At 72.2% G+C, this 19,560-nt stretch carries 21 protein-coding genes; 12 read left to right on the top strand and 9 right to left on the bottom strand.

Annotation, left to right across the window (positions count from 1 at the left end; genetic code table 11):
• Positions 1–122: 122 nt before the first annotated feature.
• Positions 123–2,195, top strand: a complete 2,073-nt coding sequence (locus FHS08_RS03390) for an NAD(+) synthase (protein WP_167035457.1) — start codon at positions 123–125, stop codon at positions 2,193–2,195.
• A 5-nt stretch (positions 2,196–2,200) separates the two neighbouring features.
• Here the strand turns inward: FHS08_RS03390 and FHS08_RS03395 are convergent, their stop codons facing one another.
• Positions 2,201–2,779 carry a hypothetical protein gene (locus tag FHS08_RS03395; protein ID WP_167035459.1) on the bottom strand — a complete coding sequence of 193 codons (579 nt, stop codon included), beginning with the start codon at positions 2,777–2,779 and terminating at the stop codon, positions 2,201–2,203.
• A gap of 79 nt (positions 2,780–2,858) precedes the next feature.
• Here FHS08_RS03395 and FHS08_RS03400 point away from each other — a divergent pair, with 79 nt between their 5' ends.
• Genes FHS08_RS03400 through FHS08_RS03410 form a run of 3 tightly spaced genes read left to right on the top strand, consistent with a single transcriptional unit; the run spans position 2,859 to position 6,408 of the window.
• Positions 2,859–4,313 carry a phytoene desaturase family protein gene (locus FHS08_RS03400; RefSeq protein WP_167035461.1) on the top strand — a complete coding sequence of 485 codons (1,455 nt, stop codon included), beginning with the start codon at positions 2,859–2,861 and terminating at the stop codon, positions 4,311–4,313.
• Between the two features lie 4 nt (positions 4,314–4,317).
• Complete coding sequence (locus FHS08_RS03405) at positions 4,318–5,811, top strand: lipase maturation factor family protein (RefSeq protein WP_167035463.1); 1,494 nt, start codon at positions 4,318–4,320, stop codon at positions 5,809–5,811.
• A 39-nt stretch (positions 5,812–5,850) separates the two neighbouring features.
• Positions 5,851–6,408: a phosphorylase family protein gene (locus tag FHS08_RS03410; RefSeq protein ID WP_167035465.1), complete on the top strand. Its 558-nt coding sequence runs from the start codon at positions 5,851–5,853 to the stop codon at positions 6,406–6,408.
• 91 nt (positions 6,409–6,499) lie between these two features.
• Here the strand turns inward: FHS08_RS03410 and FHS08_RS03415 are convergent, their stop codons facing one another.
• From FHS08_RS03415 to FHS08_RS03425, 3 genes are read right to left on the bottom strand one after another with little or no spacing between them, the layout of a single operon-like run.
• Positions 6,500–6,685 carry a hypothetical protein gene (locus FHS08_RS03415; protein ID WP_167035467.1) on the bottom strand — a complete coding sequence of 62 codons (186 nt, stop codon included), beginning with the start codon at positions 6,683–6,685 and terminating at the stop codon, positions 6,500–6,502.
• A 47-nt stretch (positions 6,686–6,732) separates the two neighbouring features.
• Positions 6,733–9,729: an AAA family ATPase gene (locus FHS08_RS03420; protein ID WP_167035469.1), complete on the bottom strand. Its 2,997-nt coding sequence runs from the start codon at positions 9,727–9,729 to the stop codon at positions 6,733–6,735.
• Positions 9,726–10,907, bottom strand: coding sequence for an exonuclease SbcCD subunit D (locus FHS08_RS03425; RefSeq protein ID WP_167035471.1), 1,182 nt, complete (start codon positions 10,905–10,907; stop codon positions 9,726–9,728). Before FHS08_RS03425 ends, FHS08_RS03420 begins: the two co-directional genes overlap by 4 nt.
• 223 nt (positions 10,908–11,130) lie before the next feature.
• Between FHS08_RS03425 and FHS08_RS03430 the strand changes: the two genes are divergently transcribed.
• A complete protein-coding gene (locus FHS08_RS03430) occupies positions 11,131–11,511 on the top strand; it encodes a (deoxy)nucleoside triphosphate pyrophosphohydrolase (RefSeq protein ID WP_167035473.1) in 381 nt (126 codons plus the stop codon).
• A gap of 47 nt (positions 11,512–11,558) precedes the next feature.
• On the opposite strand, the gene FHS08_RS03435 is transcribed toward FHS08_RS03430, so the two are convergent.
• The gene (locus FHS08_RS03435) at positions 11,559–11,945 is read right to left on the bottom strand and encodes a PNPOx family protein (RefSeq protein ID WP_167035475.1); all 387 of its coding nucleotides are present in this window, start codon (positions 11,943–11,945) and stop codon (positions 11,559–11,561) included.
• Positions 11,946–12,029: 84 nt separating this feature from the next.
• Here FHS08_RS03435 and FHS08_RS03440 point away from each other — a divergent pair, with 84 nt between their 5' ends.
• Positions 12,030–12,776, top strand: coding sequence for an alpha/beta fold hydrolase (locus FHS08_RS03440; protein WP_341800296.1), 747 nt, complete (start codon positions 12,030–12,032; stop codon positions 12,774–12,776).
• Positions 12,777–12,947: 171 nt separating this feature from the next.
• Entirely contained in the window at positions 12,948–13,151 is a 204-nt protein-coding gene (locus tag FHS08_RS03445) for a hypothetical protein (protein ID WP_167035477.1), read from the top strand.
• A 4-nt stretch (positions 13,152–13,155) separates the two neighbouring features.
• On the opposite strand, the gene FHS08_RS03450 is transcribed toward FHS08_RS03445, so the two are convergent.
• The 3 genes from FHS08_RS03450 to FHS08_RS03460 form a co-directional block, all read right to left on the bottom strand.
• The gene (locus tag FHS08_RS03450; protein WP_167034296.1) at positions 13,156–13,611 is read right to left on the bottom strand and encodes a hypothetical protein; all 456 of its coding nucleotides are present in this window, start codon (positions 13,609–13,611) and stop codon (positions 13,156–13,158) included.
• Between the two features lie 133 nt (positions 13,612–13,744).
• Positions 13,745–14,044 carry a GNAT family N-acetyltransferase gene (locus tag FHS08_RS03455; RefSeq protein WP_167035479.1) on the bottom strand — a complete coding sequence of 100 codons (300 nt, stop codon included), beginning with the start codon at positions 14,042–14,044 and terminating at the stop codon, positions 13,745–13,747.
• A 110-nt stretch (positions 14,045–14,154) separates the two neighbouring features.
• A complete protein-coding gene (locus tag FHS08_RS03460; protein WP_167035481.1) occupies positions 14,155–15,597 on the bottom strand; it encodes a glycoside hydrolase family 1 protein in 1,443 nt (480 codons plus the stop codon).
• 457 nt (positions 15,598–16,054) lie between these two features.
• On the opposite strand from FHS08_RS03460, the gene FHS08_RS03465 reads away from it, so the two are divergent.
• Complete coding sequence (locus FHS08_RS03465) at positions 16,055–16,780, top strand: winged helix-turn-helix domain-containing protein (RefSeq protein ID WP_167035483.1); 726 nt, start codon at positions 16,055–16,057, stop codon at positions 16,778–16,780.
• A 163-nt stretch (positions 16,781–16,943) separates the two neighbouring features.
• The gene (locus FHS08_RS03470) at positions 16,944–17,933 is read left to right on the top strand and encodes a DNA-3-methyladenine glycosylase family protein (RefSeq protein WP_170283293.1); all 990 of its coding nucleotides are present in this window, start codon (positions 16,944–16,946) and stop codon (positions 17,931–17,933) included.
• A 43-nt stretch (positions 17,934–17,976) separates the two neighbouring features.
• Here the strand turns inward: FHS08_RS03470 and FHS08_RS03475 are convergent, their stop codons facing one another.
• The gene (locus tag FHS08_RS03475; RefSeq protein WP_167035485.1) at positions 17,977–18,348 is read right to left on the bottom strand and encodes a PH domain-containing protein; all 372 of its coding nucleotides are present in this window, start codon (positions 18,346–18,348) and stop codon (positions 17,977–17,979) included.
• Positions 18,349–18,467: 119 nt separating this feature from the next.
• Between FHS08_RS03475 and FHS08_RS03480 the strand changes: the two genes are divergently transcribed.
• The 3 genes from FHS08_RS03480 (at position 18,468) to FHS08_RS03490 (ending at position 19,418) form a co-directional block, all read left to right on the top strand.
• Positions 18,468–18,884, top strand: a complete 417-nt coding sequence (locus FHS08_RS03480; RefSeq protein WP_167035487.1) for a VOC family protein — start codon at positions 18,468–18,470, stop codon at positions 18,882–18,884.
• A gap of 70 nt (positions 18,885–18,954) precedes the next feature.
• Positions 18,955–19,179: a hypothetical protein gene (locus FHS08_RS03485; protein ID WP_167035489.1), complete on the top strand. Its 225-nt coding sequence runs from the start codon at positions 18,955–18,957 to the stop codon at positions 19,177–19,179.
• A gap of 53 nt (positions 19,180–19,232) precedes the next feature.
• Positions 19,233–19,418 carry a DUF1918 domain-containing protein gene (locus FHS08_RS03490; RefSeq protein ID WP_167039570.1) on the top strand — a complete coding sequence of 62 codons (186 nt, stop codon included), beginning with the start codon at positions 19,233–19,235 and terminating at the stop codon, positions 19,416–19,418.
• Positions 19,419–19,560 lie beyond the last annotated feature (142 nt).

Consider the following 19,560-nt stretch of genomic DNA (forward strand, 5'->3'; position numbering starts at 1 on the left):
CACCGCGGACCCGGAAGGACCGCCGGCGCGCGGCGGACTGGCGGCGTACGCCGGTCGCCGCCGGCTCGGCGTCGGAGCGCCGGGAGCCGTGGGGATCCGGCGGGAGTGCCAGACTGGGAGCCATGACGACGAGCCTCCCGTTCGAGAGCGCGTACCGCCACGGCTTCGCGCGGGTCGCGGCCTGCACGATCCCGATCGCGATCGCCGACCCCGCCACGAACGCCGAGACCGTGCTCGCGTCGGCGCGCGAGTGCAGCGACCAGGCCGTCGCCGTCGCGGTCTTCCCCGAGCTGTGCCTGTCGGGGTATGCCATCGACGACCTCGTGATGCAGGATGCCGTGCTCGACGCCGTCGAGGCCGCCATCGTTCGCCTGGTCGAGGCATCCGAGGATCTCTTCCCCGTGCTCGTCGTCGGCGCGCCGCTGCGCCATCGCAACCGCCTGTACAACTGCGCCGTCGTGATCCACCGCGGCGAGCTGCTCGGCGTCGCGCCGAAGTCGTACCTGCCGACCTATCGCGAGTTCTACGAGCGCCGGTGGTACGCGCCCGGCGACGACCGGTCCGGCGAGGACATCCGCGTCGCGCACCTCGAGGCGCCGTTCGGGCCCGACCTGCTCTTCGAGGCCCTCGACGTCCCTGGTCTCGTGGTGCACGCCGAGGTGTGCGAGGACGTGTGGGTGCCGATCCCGCCGTCGTCGAGCGCCGCCCTCGCGGGCGCGACCGTGCTGCTCAACCTCAGCGGCAGCCCCATCACGATCGCGCGGGCCGACGATCGCAGGACGCTGTGCCACTCGCAGTCGCTCCGTTGCCTCGCCGCGTACGCGTATGCCGCGGCGGGCATGGGCGAGTCGACGAACGACGTCTCGTGGGACGGCCAGACCATGATCTACGAGGGCGGCTCGCTCCTGGCCGAGACGGAGCGCTTCCCCGACGGTGCGCGCCGCAGCGTCGCCGACGTCGATCTCGATCGGCTGCGTCAGGATCGCCTCCGCCAGGGCACCTTCGACGACAACCGGCGCACCCACGGCGAGTACTTCCGCACGGTGCACTTCCAGCTCGACCCGCCCGCCTCCGACATCGGGCTGGTCCGTGCGCTCGACCGCTTCCCGTTCGTTCCCGACGACCCCGCACGGCTCGCCCTGGACTGCTACGAGGCGTTCAACATCCAGGTGTCGGGGCTCGTGCAGCGCATGGAGGCGATCGGCCGACCCAAGCCCGTCATCGGCGTGAGCGGGGGTCTGGACTCCACCCACGCGCTCCTGGTCGTGGCGCGAGCGATGGACCGGCTCGGGATGCCGCGCAGCGACATCCTCGCCTACACGATGCCCGGCTTCGCGACCTCCGAGCACACGAAGTCGAACGCCATCGCGCTCGCGGAGGCGGTAGGCGCGTCGATCGAGACGATCGACATCCGGCCCCTTGCGACAGAGATGCTCGAGCGGCTCGGGCATCCGTTCGCCGACGGCGAGCCCGTGCACGACATCACGTTCGAGAACGTGCAGGCGGGGCTGCGCACCGACTACCTGTTCCGCCTCGCGAACCACCACGGCGGCTTCGTCGTCGGCACGTCCGACCTGTCAGAGCTCGCTCTCGGCTGGGCGACTTACGGGGTCGGCGATCAGATGAGCCACTACGCCGTCAACACGGGCGTGCCGAAGACCCTCATCCAGCACGTCATCCGCTGGGTCGTCTCGCACGAGGGCGAGGGCTCGACCGACCTCTCCGACGACGCGAAGCGCGTCCTGCAGTCGGTGCTCGACACCGAGATCAGCCCCGAGCTCGTGCCCGCGGGCCAGGACGGCAGGCTGCAGTCGACGGAGGACCGCATCGGACCGTACGCGCTGCACGACTTCACGCTCTTCCACATCCTTCGCTACGGGTTCCGCCCGTCGAAGATCGCGTTCCTCGCCGAGCACGCGTGGCGCGATCAGGATGCCGGCGCCTGGCCGCCCGGCTTCCCCCACGAGGATCGCTACGCGTACGACCTGCCGACCGTCGCGAAGTGGCTGCAGGTGTTCCTGCGGCGCTACTTCGCGTTCGCCCAGTTCAAGCGCTCTGCGATCCCGAACGGGCCCAAGGTGTCGCCCGCCGGATCTCTCTCGCCGCGCGGCGACTGGCGAGCCCCCTCGGACGGAAACGCGCGAGCGTGGCTGGCCGAGCTGAAGGCGGCGCTCCCCGAGCTCCTCGAGGAGTAGACCCGTCAGGCCTCGGGCTCGTGATACGCGAGCGTGATGACCCAGCCGTCGCGCGAGAGGTCGAGGATCCGGTAGTAGATCGGCCGATCCGGCACCCACCCCTTCGTGAGGCCCGTGTCGAGCCGCACGTGATCGGGCTTGACGCGGACGCCGCGACCGTCCGCCTCGCGCACCGCCTGCACGCGCGTCCAATGCGCCGTGAGGGACAGGATGTTGTCCTCGTCGAACAGGTGCGATCCGCGCTTCATGTCTCCCAGCGTCACATCGTCGGGATGGAGATCGCGCAGGTCGAGGCCGAAGTGGGTTCCCGGCTCGGCGACGGCGCAGACGGTCGCGCCCCGGAAGCTCGCGGTGCGGATGACGACGGGCAGCTCGTCCTCCTCGATGCGCGCGAACAGCTGCGTGTGGAACCCGAACTGGGCGGGCGACTCGCGCTCGACGACGATCGACTTCTCCTCCCTGCCGAGCCGCGCCGACAGGATCTGCTTCGCGAGGATGCGCTTGCGGTCGTGCTCGCTCAGCTTGGGATCCCACCCCAGGCGCGCGCCGATGCCAGCGGGTGTGTCGAGGACGACGGACTGCATCTCTTCATCATGGCCAATCCCGGTCGCAGGCGGAATGGGCGCGCCGCCGCGCGGCATCCGGGAGTGGAAGACTGAGGATATGGCCAGGCGCGCGACCGTCGTCGGCAGCGGGCCCAACGGGCTCGCGGCCGCCGTCGCCCTCGCGCGCGCGGGGCTCGAGGTGCGCATCCTCGAAGCGGCATCGACGGTCGGCGGCGGCGTCCGCACCGCCGAGCTCACTCTGCCGGGTTTCCATCACGACGTGTGCTCCGCCGTGCACCCCGCTGCCCTGTCATCACCGTTCTTCCGCGCCTTCGGCCTGCGCGACCGCATCCCCTGGATCATCCCCGAGACGTCGTACGCGCAGCCGCTCGCGCATGGCCGCGCCGCGATCGCGTGGCGCGACATCGAGCGGACGGCCGACGCGCTCGGCCCGGACGCCCGCGCGTGGCGCGCCGTCGTGCGTCCGCTCAGCTCGCACCTCGACGACGTCGTCGAGTTCACGGGCAACCAGCTGCTGCGGATGCCGCGGCATCCCGTCACCGTCACCCGCTTCGGGCTGCGCGCCCTGCAGATCGGCCTCGGCATCCCGACGTTCGAGACGGAGGAGGCGAACGCGCTCATGACGGGCGTGCTGGCGCACGCCAACACCGCCCTGCCGTCGGTCGGGGCCGCGGCATCCGGTCTCTTCCTCGCGGCGCACGGGCATGCGGGCGACGGCTGGGCGTATCCGCGCGGCGGCGCGCAGCGCATCGCCGACGCCCTCGCGGACGATCTGCGCGCGCACGGCGGCGAGATCGAGACCGGGCACCGCGTCGACTCGCTCGCGTCGCTCGACTGGGGCGACCCCGAGGCGGGCGATCTGCTCCTGCTCGACGCCTCGCCGCGGCTGCTGCTGACCCACCCCGCGATCCCCGGACGCTATGCGAGGGCGATCGACCGCTATCGCTACGGCGCGGCCGCCTCGAAGGTCGACTTCGCCCTCGACGGGCCCGTCCCGTGGGCGAACGCGGACGTCGCGCTCTCGCCCACCGTGCACGTGGGCGGAACGCGCGCGGAGGTCGAGGCGAGCGAGAACGCCGTCGCGGCCGGACGCGTGAGCGAGCGGCCGTACGTCCTCGCCGTGCAGCCGTCGGTGCTCGACGACTCGCGTGCGCCGGAGGGGCGATCGGTCCTCTGGACGTACATCCACGTCCCTGCCGGCTCCACGATCGACGCGACGGAGCTCGTGACCCGGCAGATCGAGCGGTTCGCTCCGGGCTTCCGCGACCGCATCCTCGCGTCGCACTCGATGACGGCGGCCGAGCGCTCCGCCTACAACCCCGCCGACATCGGCGGCGACATCCTGGGCGGCGCCTTCACGATGCTGCAGGCCGTCAAGCGTCCCGTCGTGTCGCGCACACCGTGGCGGACGCCGCTGCGAGGCGTCTACCTCGCCTCGGCCTCGACGCCACCGGGTCCCGGGATCACGGGGATGCCCGGGTGGCTCGCGGCCCGCCGGGCGCTCGCCGACACGGCGGGCGTTCCCGTCGAGCTCGAGGACCTGTTCGGGTGACGTCGTGGACGGGTTCGCGGCCGTCGACTTCGAGTTCGCGCGGCAGGTGCTGCAGCGGGGGATCGCGGCGCTCTACGTCGTCGCGTTCGCCTCGAGCCTGAACCAGTTCCGGCCTCTTCTCGGCGAGCAGGGACTCCTCCCCGCGCCGCGTCTGCTCGCGTGGGCGCGTTCGTCCGGGTCGCGACGGCGGATGCTGCATCCCACACTGTTCGCTCGGCTCGCCTACACGGACCGTCGGCTCGTGATCCTGTGCTGGGCCGGCATCGGCGTCGGCGTGCTGCTCGTCGCCGGGATCCCGCAGCTCGCGCCGCCGTGGGTGCCGCTCGTGTGCTTCCTCGCCCTGTGGGGCGGGTACATGTCGATCGTCGCCATCGGGCAGACCTTCTACGGCTTCGGCTGGGAGATGCTGCTGCTCGAGACGGGGTTCCTCGCCGCCTTCCTCGGGTCCGATGGCGAGCCGCCCGCGACCGCCGTGATCGTGCTGTTCTGGTGGCTGCTGTTCCGGCTCGAGTTCGGCGCCGGGATGATCAAGATCCGCGGCGGTCGCGAGTGGCGCGACCTCACGGCGCTCACCTACCACCACGAGACGCAGCCCATGCCGGGGCCGCTGAGCCGGCAGGCGCATCTCCTCCCTCGCTGGTTCCACCGGCTCGAGGCGGTCGGCAACCACTTCGCGCAGCTCGTCGTGCCCTGGTTCCTGTTCGCACCGCTGCTCGGGCTGTGGATCGCGGGGCCGTGGCCCGCGATCGTGGGCGCGGCCGCGGCATCCGTCGTCGTCGCGACCCAGACGTGGCTCGTGCTCACCGGCAACTTCGCCTGGCTCAACGCGGCGACGATCGTCCTCGCGTTCTCGGCGATCGGGATCCCCGGGATCGGCGCGGTGTCCGCAGCGCCCGCGAGCGATGCGCCGTGGATCGTCGACGGCATCCCCCTGTACTGGGTCGTCGTGACGTCGGTCGTGGCCGTCGCGTACGCCGCCATCAGCTGGCCCGCCGCGCGCAACCTCGCGGCACACCGGCAGCTCATGAACGCGAGCTTCAACCGGTGGCAGCTCGCGAACGCCTACGGCGCCTTCGGAACCGTCACCAAGACGCGGGTCGAGTACGTCGTCGAGGGCACGCTCGACGACGATCCGGATGCCGCGACCTGGCTCGAGTACGGATTCAAGGGCAAGCCGGGCGACGTGCGCCGCATCCCCCGCCAGGTCGCGCCCTATCATCTGCGGCTCGACTGGCTCATGTGGTTCCTGCCGCTCGGGCGTTCGCTCGACGACTGGTTCACGACGTTCCTCCTGCGGCTGCTGGAAGCGGATGCCGCGACCCTGCGCCTGCTCGCCCTGGATCCGTTCGCGGGAGAGCGTCCGCGATGGGTGCGGGTCGTGTCGTACCGGTACCGCTTCTCGACCCACGCGGAGTTCCGCGAGCTGCGGGTGCGCTGGGTGCGCGACCGGCGGCGCGTGCTCGTCGCGCCGATCTCCGTGCGGGGATCGACGTCCTGAGCGGTCCGCGTTCACAGGGCGACCTGGGAGAATGACCGGGTGAGACTCCTCGTCGCGGCCCTCGAGGCCGAGCTCGTCGCCTTCCCCGCCGAGCTCCCCGGCTTCGACCGTCTCGTGACCGGTCCCGGCAAGCTGCAGGGTGCGTTCGCCCTCACGCGCGCGCTCGAGGCGAAGCCGTACGAGGAGATCCTCGTCGTCGGCACGGCGGGCGCGATCGATGAGCGGCTCGAGGCGGCCGTGCACGAGATCGGCGCCGCGATCCAGCACGACGTCACCGACATCGACGGCATCGTCGGCCAGCACGTGTCGCTCCCCGCGGAGATCCGGCTCGGCCGCCCGGGCGTCACGATCGCGACGGGCGACCACTTCGTCGACGACGCGGATGCCGTCGCGCTCATCCGATCGCTCGGCGGAGGCCTCGTCGACATGGAGACGTACGCGTACGCGTGGGTCGCGCAGCAGTTCGGCATCCCGATCCGCGTGCTCAAGGCCGTGTCGGACCGGGCCCAGGACGACGCCATCACGGACTGGCGGGCTGCCGTCGCGGCCTGCAGCGCACAGCTGCGCGACGTCGTGCGCAGCGAGTACGGCGTCTGAGCCGGGATCCTCTCCCGTTCACGGTCGAGGACTCGCGTGGAGCGCGAGCCGCCGCAGCACGGGGCGGGTCGGTCGTCGGAGCCGCGGCGGGTCAGTCGTCGGCGTCGCGGCGGGCGAACAGCATCCGCAGCACGAGGAACACGATCAGCGCGACGATCGCGACCATTCCGAGACGCGCGATGAACCAGACGACCTGGAAGATCGCGTTGACGAGGAACCACGCGATGACGACCGCGACGACGACGCCCACGACCGTCCACACCGTGCTCTTGCCCACAGGTCCAGCCTAGGGCGCGTCGATCGTGGCATGCGCTGAGGACGGACTCAGACGCGGGCGCCCGCGTCCTGCCTGATGACGCTCGGCCCCTGCGGCGTCGCCTCGACGTGAAGTCGAGCGGGCAGCTGCTCCTTCATGGCCTCGACGTGGCTGATGAGACCGACCGTGCGCCCGCCCTGTCGCAGCTCGTCGAGCGTTCGCATCGCGAGATCCAGCGTCTCGGCGTCGAGCGACCCGAAGCCCTCATCGATGAAGAGGGTATCCAGACGCACGCCGCCCGCGCGCTGCGTCACGACCTGCGCGAGGCCGAGCGCGAGCGCGAGCGACGCGAGGAACGTCTCGCCGCCCGACAGCGACTGCGGCTGCCGCGTCTGCCCCGTGTACGCGTCGAGCACGACGAGCCCGAGCCCCGAGGCGACGCGTCGGGCCCCCACGGCGTCGGTGTGCTGGAGCCGGTACCTTCCGTCGGACATCGCGTCGAGGCGCAGATTCGCCATAGCGACGATCTCTTCCAGCTCGGCCGCGAGCACGAACGTCTCGAGGTCCATGCGGCTGTCTGTGCGTCCGGCGACGGCGTTCGCGAGTCCCGCGATCACCTCGTAGTCGCGAAGGCCTTCGGCCGAGGCCGCGTGCACGTCTGCGGCGCGGGCGGCGGCATCGGCCAGCTGCGTCGCCACCTCGCGGTCGCGAGCCGCCGTCGCGACGGCGTCGTTCCAGGCCGCACGAGCCGCGGCGGCTGCCGCGGACGCCTCGGCCAGGTCGACAGGCTCGTCGGGGACGCCGGCGAGATCGGTCTCGAGCAGGAGGAGTCGCTCGCGCTCGCGCGAGAGCGCGACGTCGTGCGCATGGATGCCGTCGGCGAGCGCGTCTTGCGCTGCCGATGCGAGAAGCGCGGCGGATGCCTCGGCCGCGTCGGCGAACGGCGATCTCACGAGTCTCGCGTCGCGGTCGGCCTCGGCGGCCGCGGCGGCGGCGGCGAGCCGGCTGCTCTCCTCGGCGGCGTCGGCGAGCGCGCGGGCGCGCTCACGGCGGGCGCGCGCCTCGGCGACGCGGTCGGCGACGGCGGCGTGCGACCCGCGCGCCGCATCGACGGCCTCGTGCGCGGCGGTCGACTCCTGGGCGCGTGCGGCGTGCTCCTGCAGGGCCTCGGCGAGCTGCGACGTCAGGGCATCCTTCTCGGCGGCGGCGGCGGCATCGGCCGCACGCAGCTCGGCGAGCTCGCGCTTGAGCCGCGAGATGGCGTCGGCCGCCTCGACGGCCGCGCGAGCACGAGCCTCGGCTTCGGCATGCAGCGTCTCGAGCTGCTCGAGCTCGACGCCGCCCGCACGCGCCGCGGCCGTCTGGTGCGCGCTGCGCGCCTCGCGCGCTCGTTCGGAGGCGTCGGCCACCGCGCGGTCGGCAGCCTTCACGGCGGCCTCCGCAGCGGAGATCGCCTCGTCGGTCACAGGCTCGTCCGCGGGCGCAGCGGGGTGCGGATGCTCGATCGAGCCGCACACGGCGCACGGCTCGCCATCGGTGAGGACCCCGGCCAGCTCGCCCGCGTAGCCGTCGAGCCGGCGCTGGAGGAGCGTGCGCACGACGGACGAGGCCCTGTCGCGGTCGGCGGCGGCCGCGAGGTGTGCCGAGTCGGCGGCGTGCGCGAGAGGAGCGAGCCTCGCGGCCTCGCGTCCCGCGGCGAGTCGCTGCGCGGCGGAGTCGCGGGCGGCGTTCGCGGGGCCGACGGGCGGCGCGGCGGCTTCGGCGGCTGCCAGCTCTGGATCGAGCACGCCGACACGGGCCGCTCGTGCGGACGCGGCATCCGCGAGGGCGGAGATCGCGCCCTCGAGGGAGGCCGCTCGTTGCGCGGCGCCGTCGCGGGCGCTCTCGAGCGCCGGCAGCGACCGCTCGAGCTCGGCTGCCCGTGCCCAGAGCGCGAGGTCGCCCGCGATCCGGTCGACGATCGTGCGCAGCTGCGCGGGCGCGGCATCCGGCTCTCCTGCCGAGGTCCACACCTCGCGAGCCTCGCGCTCGACATCGGCCGCGCTGGCAGCGGCGATGCGGGCCCGGGCCGCCGACTCGACGGGAGCCCGCAGCGCCTCGGCCGCGCGAGCGCGCGTGAGACGGACCCGGTCGTCGGCGACGGCCGGGTCGCGCTCGACGAGAGCCGCGAGAGTCGCACGCGAGGCGAGGCGCTCCCGCTGCTTCTCGTGCAGCGCGCTGCGCGCACCGAAGGCGCTCAGCGCGGCGTCGTGCGCGGCCTCCGACTCCGCAGCGCGCCGGGCGGACTCGTCGGCCCGGTATCGTGCGCGCGGCACGGCGCGTTCGATCGCGGCGAGGCGCTCGGCCCCGGAGACGGCGGCATCCTCGGCCGAGGCGGAGCCGGCGGCGAGGTCGTTGTCCGTCACGATCGTCTCGGCGTGCGCCAAGAGCGCCTGCAGCGTGGCCGCGCTGGCCTCGACCGCATGCTGCGCCTCGCGGCGGCGAAGCTCGAACCCCTGCTCGTACTCCTCGTATCGTCGAGAGCCGAAGAGCGTGCGCAGCAGCGCCTGGCGGTTCTCGTTCTTGGCGAGAAGGAACTCGGAGAACCGGTTCTGGGCGAGCAGGATGACCTGCTGGAACTGGTCGCGGTTCAGTCCGACGACCTCGTCGAGCAGATCGGCGGCCTCGCGATGCCGCGCCGCCCGCGGGACCCACTCGCCCGCGACGAACTCCTCGATCAGCACTGTCGCCTTGGCGGTCGTCGTGCCGGCCCCGCGCGCCCTGGGGCGCTCGTGCTCGGGAGTGCGCGTCACGCGCCAGCGCCGCTGGGCGGTCGAGAACTCGAGGCGCGCGACGGTCGGCTCGTTCGGCGCTGCGTGGTGGCTGCGAAGCCCCCGGTCGCCGCCGTCGTACCGCGGCGCCGTGCCGTAGAGGCTGAAGCACACGCCGTCGAGGATGCTGGACTTGCCGGCGCCGGTGCGCCCTGAGATGAGGAACAGCCCGTCGGCGTCGAACGCGTCGAAGTCGACCGTCTGGCGCTCGCGGAAAGGACCGAAGCCCTCGAGCTCGAGGCGATGCAGCTTCACGCGGGCACCTCCTCCGACGACTTCTCGCCCGTGCCCGCTCCGCCTGCGTGCTCGGCCAGCAGGCCGCGGATCAGCTCGCTCTCGGCTTCCGTCGCGCCCACGCCGTTGCGCACGTGCACGAGGAACGCCTCGATGAGCTCGCGATCGCTCTTCGCCTCGTGCACGCGCTCGGCGTACGTCAGCCCGTCGGCCTCACGCACGACGTCCGGCGCATGCACGACCGTCGCGCAGTGCGGGAACCTCTCCTGCAGACGCCGCATCGGGTCGCGCTGAGGCGCGGCATCCGTATATCGAGCGCTCACCCATGCGTCCTCGACCTCGGCGAAGCGCTCGTCGGCGAGAAGCTCTTCGAGCGAGCCTGAGACCCTCGCAAGCCTGCGCGGGACGGGGAGCGCGAGCCACTCCACGCCTGCGAGACCGCGGGCGTCGAGCTCCACGAGCCACGAGCCACGAGGCTTGTCGGCCTCGCCGAAGCTGTAGTGCAGGGGGGCGCCCGAGTACCGGATGCGTTCTCCGAGGTCGTTGCGCCCGTGGATGTGCCCCAGCGCGACATAGTCGGGGCCGTCGAAGGCCGAGAGCGGCACGACGTCGAGCCCGCCCTGCTGGATGTCGCGTTCGACGCCCTGAGTGGGCGCGACGCCCGCGGCGAAGCAGTGCGAGATCGCCACCGACCGACCGCCCCGCGCCGCGAGGTCGGTGCGCACGAGGCCCATCGCATGCTCGACGGCCTGCCGCTGGGTGCGCAGCTCGACCCCCGGCCACACGTGGCGCACGAGTGCGGGCTCGAGATACGGGATGCCGTAGAAGTGGACGGGGCCGTGCACGTCGTCGATCGTGACGGGGGTGCCGACCGTCAGCGGATCGGTCACGACGTCGATGCCGTCGCGCAGCAGCGCGGACTGGAACCCGAGCCGCGCGCTCGAGTCGTGGTTGCCGCTCGTGACGACCACGTGCGCGCCGGCGTCGCAGAGGGCTCGGAGCGCGTCGGACAGGAGCGAATAGCACGCGGCAGCGGGCACGGCCGAGTCGAAGACGTCGCCCGCGACGACGACGACGTCGACACTCCGCTCGCGGACCTGCTGAGCGAGGACCTCGAGCACTCCGCGCAGCGCCTCGAGCGTGGAGTGCCCGTGGAACGACCGGCCGATGTGCCAGTCCGAGGTGTGCAGGATCCGCATGGCCCCACGGTATGCGAGTCCTCGGACAAACCGTCGCGGCCGTGCGGAGCGTCCGGAGATGCGCCGGGGGCGGGACCCTCGTCCGCATCGATCCCGCCCCTCGACCGGTCCGGATGCCGCCCCGCGACCGGTCCGGATGCCGCCCCTCGACCGGTGCAGGTGCCGCCCCGCGATCGGTGCGGGATGCCGCCCCCCGAGCGGGCGCGGATGCCACGATGGACGGATGCAGCCCCTGGAGGTCGTCGCCGCCGTCATCGAGGACGCCGGCGAGTACCTCGCATGCCGCCGCGGGCCCGGCAGGGCCGCCGCGGGCAGGTGGGAGTTCCCCGGGGGCAAGATCGAGCCCGGAGAGACGGCTCGGCAGGCGCTCGTGCGCGAGGTGGCGGAAGAGCTCGGGGTCGGCATCCGCGTCACGGGCCATCTCACGACGGACGACACCGGCGGGATCAGGCTCGTGTGCCTCATGGCCGAGCTGGACGGTGAACGGCCGACCGCGAGCACGGACCACGACGCGCTCGAGTGGGTGCCCCGGGAGCGGCTTGCGGGGCTGGACTGGGCGGATGCCGATCTGCCGGCCGTGCGGCTGCTGGCCCGTCCACGATGAGCGAACCCGGAAGACGGGACGCGGCGCCGGCAGCCGCGGGAAGACCTCTACTCGTCCTCCACGCGGATGAGCCGGAACTCGTGCCTGCGCAGGATCCGCAGCAGGATCCGCCTGAAGCCGCCGAACGCGCGGAGCCCGGCATCCCGGTCGAGATTCTCCACGGAGACGATGCGGTGCATCCGACCGCGATGGCCGATCTCTCCGCCCGCCGCCACGATGTTGCGGTACCAGTTCACGTCCGCGCCGTAGGTGAGCTCCGCGACGAACCCGTCGGGCACCCGCGCCAGGACGAGCGGCGTCTCGAACGTTCTGCCGGACCTGCGGCCGACGTGCCGCACGAAGGAGAACGGCCCCCGGCCGCGCTTGGCCGCCGCGAGCGTGCGCGGGTTGAGCGTGCGGCCCAGGAGGGCGAGCCAGCGCTTCTTGAGGCTCACGCGTTCTCAGATCCGGGAGGCAATCGTGGGGCCATGCGGCCATTCTCCCGCAGGTGCCCCGCCGTGATCCCGTAGCCTCGCTACGTGACCGCAGAGAGCGCCCGGGTGTCGACGTTCGAGCACGCCGGCGCGACCCTCGTCGTCGAGGAGCACGGCGCCGGTCCTCGCAGCATCGTGCTGCTGCACGGCATCGGCATGGGCCGCACCGTCTTCGGCGACCTCGTCGCGATCCTGCGCGACGACTACCGCACGCTCGCGATCGACCTGCCGGGCTACGGCGCCGCCCCCGAGCCGCCGCGAACGCCGACGATCGAGCGCACCGCCGACCTCGTCGCTGCCCTGCTGCGCGAGAGGGCGCTCGGCGACGTGACGCTCGTCGGGCACTCGATGGGCAGTCAGGTGGCCGCGGAGGTCGCGGTGCGGCATCCGTCGCTCGTCGACAGGCTCGTGCTGGCGGCGCCCACCGTCAACGCGGACGAGCGGTCGGCGGCCCGCCAGATCCTCCGTCTCGCCCAGGATCTCGCGATCGAGAGCCCTCGGGTCGTCGCGCGGGGCGCACGGGAGTACCTCCGCGCCGGACCGAACCTGCGCCGGAAGATGCGGGCGATCCTCCTCCACCGACCCGAGCTCGCCTACCCTCGCGTCGCGGCGCCGACCCTCGTGCTGCGCGGAGCGCTCGACTACGTGTCGCCGCAGGCGTGGTGCGAGGCGGTGGCATCGCTCCTGCCCGACGGCAGGCTCGTCGAGATCGAGGGTCACGGGCACGAGACGATGATCCGGGATGCCGCGCCCGCCGCCGCCGCGATCCGCGAGTTCGTCGAGAGCACCTGACGAGGCGGGATCGGCCCTGGCGTTGCGGGGCCGGCGCTGCACGGTCCCATCGACGATCGAGCGGCCGTCTCCGCCGTGCCACTCACGGTCGGATTCCTGCCATCACGCCGCGGGCGTGCAATGTCGGAACCCCTCCGTAGGTTCGATACATCGGAACCTACGGAGGACACGATGTTGGACATCATCTACGCAGCCGAAACGCAGTTCCGTCTCGACTCCGCTCAGCTCGACCGCGACATCGCGCGCCGCGTCGCGATCCGCGACCGCTTCGCGAGCGAAGCCGACGACGTCAGTGCGCGCCGTGCGCCTGCGCGCGCGGCGCGCACCTGGCCGCGACCCATCGGACTGGCGCACGCCGAGCCGGTGTGCGCGTGATCGGCTAGGCGTCGCCCGTCGCGACCTGGCGGGCGAGGTCGGCGATCTCGCCGTCGTCGAGATCGAGGCCGGCGTCGCGCAGGCGCTGGCCGAGCACCTCGGCGATCCGCTCGACAGGCTCGGTGCCGACGTCGGCTCGCGTCTGCACGACGATCCCGGCGATCTTGTCGACATCGCTCGCCGAATGCTGATCCATGATGGGACCGGAGCCGTCCGCGGTGCTCGCGGGCGGCTCCGTCTCGTCAGCGGCACGGGCGCCGGAACCCGCGTCGGCATCGGTGTCCAGCACGCCGATCCCGGTCGCGGTGTGCGTGGGCTCGGGCGCCGCGGGAGCGGGCCCGGGGGCCTCGACGGATGCCGCGGCATCCCGTTCACGGGTCTCGGTGTCGTCGATCCCCTCCCACCCTCCCGGTGGGGTCGCGTCGATGACGCCTTCAGGGAGCGTTCGGTCGTTCTCCATGGCGGGCTCCTCTCGTCCGCCGCCAGTGTGCAGCCGCTCCAGGGCGTCCGACACCGGGTTGACAGGAGGTGCGATCGGTGGTCCGCGCTACGCGGAGCGGCGCTCGTGCAGGATGCCCGCGCGGTGGTCCGCGCTACGCGGAGCGGCGCTCGTGCAGGATGCCCGCCCGAGCGGGGTGCGCCGCGAACCAGTCGGCGACGTACCAGCACACCGGGATGACCTCGCGGTCGCCTGCGGCCTCGAGGTGCGCGACGGCCCGGTCGACGAGCTCGGCCGCGTAGCCGTGCCCGCGGAACGTCGGAACCGTGTAGGCGCGCGTGATCGCGACGGTGCGGCCGTCGTCGCGGTAGTCGAGCACGCTGACGAGATCGTCGCCGCGGCGGAGCGTGAAGCGCGAAGCGTCGGGTTCGTGGGTGAAGTCGAGGAATGCCACCCCGACAGGGTACGCCCGCTCCGCCGGCGTTCAGGCGACACGCGGCGCGTGCTCGGCGATCGTGCAGGATCGGCCGTGCGGGCCGCGTCGCATCGCCGCGCGGCCGGGGTTCACCGGGGCAGGACGTGCGTCGCCGCGAGGTCGCGGAACCACAGGGCGCTGTGCTTGGGCGTGCGCTCGAGCGTGTCGAAGTCGACCCGGACGATCCCGAACCGCTTCGCGTAGCCGTACCCCCACTCGAAGTTGTCCAGGAGCGACCACACGAAGTATCCGCGGAGGTCGACGCCCGCCTCGATCGCGCGGTGGGCCGCCGTGAGATGCCGTCGCAGGTAGTCGACGCGCTCCGGGTCGGACACCGATCCGTCCGCCGCGACGACGTCGTCGAAAGCGGCGCCGTTCTCGGTGATCATGAGCGGCTGGTCGGGGAACTCGTCATGCAGGCCCGTGAGCAGCTCGTACAGCCCGTCCGGCGCGATGTTCCACCCCATCGCGGTGTAGGGACCCGGCTGTTCGACGAACTCGACGACCCCGTCGCTGCCCGGCCACGCCGTTCCCCCCGCGACGAGCTTGTGCCCGTCGTTGTGCTGCATCGGCGTCTCGCCGTCCCACGGCCGCACCGTCGCCGTCGAGTAGTAGTTGACGCCGAGGACGTCGATCGGCTGCCGGATCGTCGCGAGGTCGTCGTCCTGCACGAACGACCAGTCGGTGACGGATGCCGTGTCCTCCAGGAGATCTGCGGGGTACTCGCCCTTGAGCATCGGCCCCGTGAACGCGCGGTTCGCGAGGGCGTCGATGCGCCGCATCGCGTCGGCCGCGGCATCCCCCGCTCCGCGCAGCACATGGAAGTTGAGCGTCACGGAGTACTCCGGCGCTCCGGTCGAGGTCGCCCGGAGCGCTCGCAGAGCGCGACCGTGCGCGAGGTTGAGGTGATGCACGGCCGCGAGTGCGGCGGCGGGCTCATGCCTTCCAGGTGCATGGCCGCCCTGTCCGTAGCCGAGGTACGCCGAGCACCACGGCTCGTTGAGCGTCGTCCAGGTGTGCACGCGGTCGCCCAGCGCGGCTCCGACGATCGCGGCGTACTCCTCGAAGGCGTCCGTCGTCGCGCGGGCCGGCCAGCCGCCGGCGTCCTCGAGCGGCTGAGGCAGATCCCAGTGGTACAGCGTCGCGACGGGCTCGATGCCGCGGGCGAGCAGTCCGTCGACGAGCCGCGAGTAGAAGTCGAGTCCCGCCTGGTTCACGGCCCCGCGTCCCGTCGGAACGACCCGCGGCCACGCGATCGAGAACCGGTACGCGTCGAGCCCCAGCTCCTGCATGAGGTCGAGGTCGGACTCCCACCGGTGATAGTGGTCGCATGCGACATCTCCCGTGTCGCCGTTCCACACCTTGCCGGGGGTCCTGCTGAACGTGTCCCAGATCGACGGCAGCCGTCCCTCCTGCGCGGCCGCGCCCTCCACCTGATACGCCGCCGTCGCGGAGCCGAACGTGAACCCGGGTGGGAAGACCAGCCCCGCATCGCGGTAGTCGGCGGATCCCTGGACGATGTCGGACGGCATGGCCTTCACTCTCTCATCGGATCCGGCGCAGCGACAGGAGAGGCGGGATGCGGCATCCTGAGCAATCTGTCACATTTCGTCACGCACAGGATGCCGCGGCCGGGCGATTTGACCCATGGCGACTTCCTCCGTCATAATCGCGGACATGACTGACAACGCGCGTTCTCTGTCCGCCCGGGAGGCGAACGGGACTGCCGGCATGATGATGGCCGGCCGCGTCGTCATGTGTTGTCGAATGTGCCACTAGCACGGTGACCACCGCCGGACTCCCGCGCAGCTCTGCGTCCTGAGCTCAGTCGAAGGACACTGCGCCCCCGAGTCCCCGGGCACGGAACCGACACGCCACCCACCGCGTGCGCTCCCGATGCCTCTCACCCGGCCCTTCGACTCATCGGGGCCACGCGTCGCAGCACCCTTTTCCGGCACCGGCCGGACTCCCGCAAGGACCTCCATCATCATGTCGAACACCGCCCTCCTCGACCGCCCCTCTCCCGTCGTCCGCCACCTCCGCGCGGTGACGGCCCCCATCCCCACGACCGAGCCGCCCGCACCGGCCGAGCCGCAGCGCAGCCTCCCGGCGGGCACCGCGCCGCGCGGGTTCGCGCTCTACGTCGGCCTCGACGAGGCGAAGGCCGCGGCATCCGGCGTCAGCCTGGGCGTTCTCGTCGACGCCCTCCGTCGCACGATCGCCGAGCTCGCGCCCTCGGCCGAGACCTACGCGACCGTCGCGCTCGCACCCGTCGGATCGGGTGGCCGTGACGTCGACGTCGTCCGGCTCGCGCTGCACGAGCCGTCTGCCGTCGCCCGCACGAAGCAGGAGGAGGTCGCCGACGACGAGCGGCTTCCCGGCGGCGTCGTCGTCGACATCTCCCGCAAGCGCGTGCTGATCGACGGCGCGTCGGCCTCCTTCACGTTCAAGGAGTTCGAGCTGCTGCAGTATCTCGTCCTCCGCGAGGGCCGCACGATCGAGCGCACCGAGCTCGTGTCGTCGCTGTGGAGCCAGGGCGACCTCGACGCTCCGGGTGAGCGCACGATCGACGTGCACGTGCGGCGCCTGCGCGCGAAGCTCGGCCGCTACGAGGACATCGTCCGCACGGTGCGCGGCGTCGGCTACCGCTTCGACCGCCACGCCGACGTCGTGATCCGCTACGGCCACGGCACGCCCTCGCCCGACCGCTTCTGACCGGCCCCGCCCGGCGCGTGAGCAGCCGTCTGCACGGGCGGGCGGAACACGCGGCGGCATCCGGTCCCCCGTGTCGTCCGCAGACCGTCGCCGACGGCACGGCACGGCATGGGCCGGCGCACGTCGACCGGCGGATGTCGCGCAGACGACGTAGGGTGACGGCATGACCACGTCGCTCGCCCGCCTCCCCCGCGAGCGGGACGCAGCGACGCGGCGCGCGCGCGATCCCCGGCCCGATCACGGCCGTCCGATCGAGACCGAGTACCGGCCGAGGCATCCGCTCGCTCTTCGGGCCACCGTGCTGTATCAGCGACGCGGCGGGGCGGACCCCACCATGACGATCGACGGCGCCGTCATCTGGCGCGCGTCGCGCACTCCCGACGGCATCGCGACGCTCGCCCTCCGCGAGACCGCTCCCGGCACGATCCGAGGCGCCGCCTGGGGTCCCGGCGCCGCGTGGGCGCTCGCGCAGCTGCCCGCACTGTGCGGCGCCGACGACGATCCCGAGGGCTTCGACCCCGGCGAGAACCGACTCGTCGCCGAGGCGCATCGCCGCAATCCCGGACTGCGGCTGAGCCGCACCGACCTCGTGTTCGACGCGCTCGCGAGCGCGATCTTCGAGCAGAAGGTCACAGGCATGCAGGCCTTCGGCGCGTGGCGGCGCATCGTGACCTGGTGCGGCGAGCGAGCGCCGGGCCCCACGCCGCGGCCGATGTTCGCCCCGCCGTCGATCGACGGCTGGCGCCGCATCCCGTCATGGACGTGGCATCGCGCGGGACTCGAGCCGCCGCAGGCCCGCACGGTCGCCGAGGCCGCGCAGCGCGGCGACGCGCTCGTCCGGGCGCTGGAGAACGCGCCCGGCGACGCCGACCGGATCCTCACGAGTCTGCGAGGCATCGGGCCGTGGACGAGCGCCGAGATGCGCATCCGCGCGTTCGGCGATCCGGATGCCGTGAGCGTCGGCGACTATCACCTCGCGCACGAGGTCGGGTTCGCGCTCGCGGGCTCACGGACGGACGACGACGGCATGCTCGAGCTCCTCGCCCCGTGGAAGGGCCATCGCCAGCGGGTCGTCCGGCTCATCGGAGCGAGCGGCGTGCGCGAGCCGCGACGGGGCCCGCGGATGCATCCGGAGGATCACCGCGCCCGCTGACGATCGCGAGCGTCGAGGCGCGGCCCGGCCGTCCGGGCATCCGTCAGTGCGCCTGAAGCACGGCCCAGGAGATGAGGCTGTCGAGGCGGCGCACGTCGGCGCCCTTGCCCAGCTTGACCTTGATGTGTCCCGCGCGCGTCCATAGCTCGATCTCGGAGTTCCAGTCGAGCACGCCTGCGTTCTCGGACGACCACATGTTGATCGTCGAGTAGGGCAGCGAGTAGATCTCGACCTTCCTGCCCGTCATGCCCTGCGCGTCGCGCACGATGAGGCGCTTCGTCGTGAAGATCGCGGCGTCGCGGAAGGTCTTGAAGGCGGCGACCGGCTGCTCCCCTTCGGTGAGCAGGGGCATGACGTCGGCGGGGATCGGGATCTCCTGCTGGAGCGTCCAGTTCATGAGGAGTGCGGCTTCCATGACACCATCCTCCCATTGTGGTCTGACCATAGACTGGATGCCGCGACGCATGGAGGACGGGGATCGGCCCACGGCGAACAGCGTTGCGGAATGTCGGAGGCCCGGAGAACACTGGCGCCATGTCCAGTCTCAACCCCTACCTCTCCTTCCAGAACAACGCCCGCGAGGCGATGGAGTACTACCGTTCCGTCTTCGGAGGCGATCTGCAGGTCTCCACGTTCGGCGAGTTCCCCGGCATGACGCAGGTCCCTGCCGAGAACGATCTCGTCATGCACTCCCAGCTCACGACACCCGACGGCTTCGTCCTCATGGGCTCCGACACCCCCACCGGCATGTCGTACACGCCGCCCGCCGGCGTCTCGGTCTCGGTCAGCGGCGACGACGAGGCGAAACTCCAGGGCTTCTGGGACGCGCTCGCGGAGGGCGGGACGACCGTCATGCCCTTCGAGGTCCCGCCGTGGGGCGGCCGGTTCGGCATGCTCACCGACAGGTTCGGCATCGACTGGATGGTCGCGTACAGCCCCGCGCAGCAGTAGCGCGCCGGCCAGGGCTGCGGCATCCCGATCCGTCGGCGACGGGATGCCGCAGCCCGCGTAGGCTGACGGCATGACGGAGCCCCGCACAGGCTGGCCGAGGGGACGCATCGGCTGGATCATCGGCACGGTCGTGCTGATCGTGCTCGGCGTCGTCGTCGGGCTGATCCTGCAGAGCGTGTTCCTCGGCCTGACGATCGCAGTCATCATCTCGATCGGCTGGCTCATCGCGTACGAGTCGTGGCGCGGCAAGGCGCCCGGGCTCGACGATCCCTTCGACGACGGGGCCCAGCTGTAGCGCTACCGGCGAGCCGACCGGCGTCGTATCGTGAGGCGCAGGAGGTGATCGACATGCAAGCCACCGTCGGCGATCGCGTCGTCATCCACGGACGTTCCGTCGGGGCTCCGGAGCGCTCCGGCGAGGTGATCGAGATCCGCGGTCACGAAGACACTCCGCTGCTCGTCGTCCGCTACGACGACGGCCACGAGGCGATCCTCTCGCCGGGGAGCGACTGCGAAGTCCGGCACGCGTCCTGAGCACCGCACGCATCCTGAGCACCGCACGCGTCCTGAGCACCGTACGCGTCCTGAGCACCGTACGCGTCCTGAGCACCGCACGCGTCCTGAGCACCGTACGCGTCCTGAGCACCGCACGCGTCCTGAGCACCGTACGCATCCT

It is taken from the genome of Microbacterium ulmi (genome assembly GCF_011759705.1).
Lineage (GTDB): Bacteria > Actinomycetota > Actinomycetes > Actinomycetales > Microbacteriaceae > Microbacterium > Microbacterium ulmi.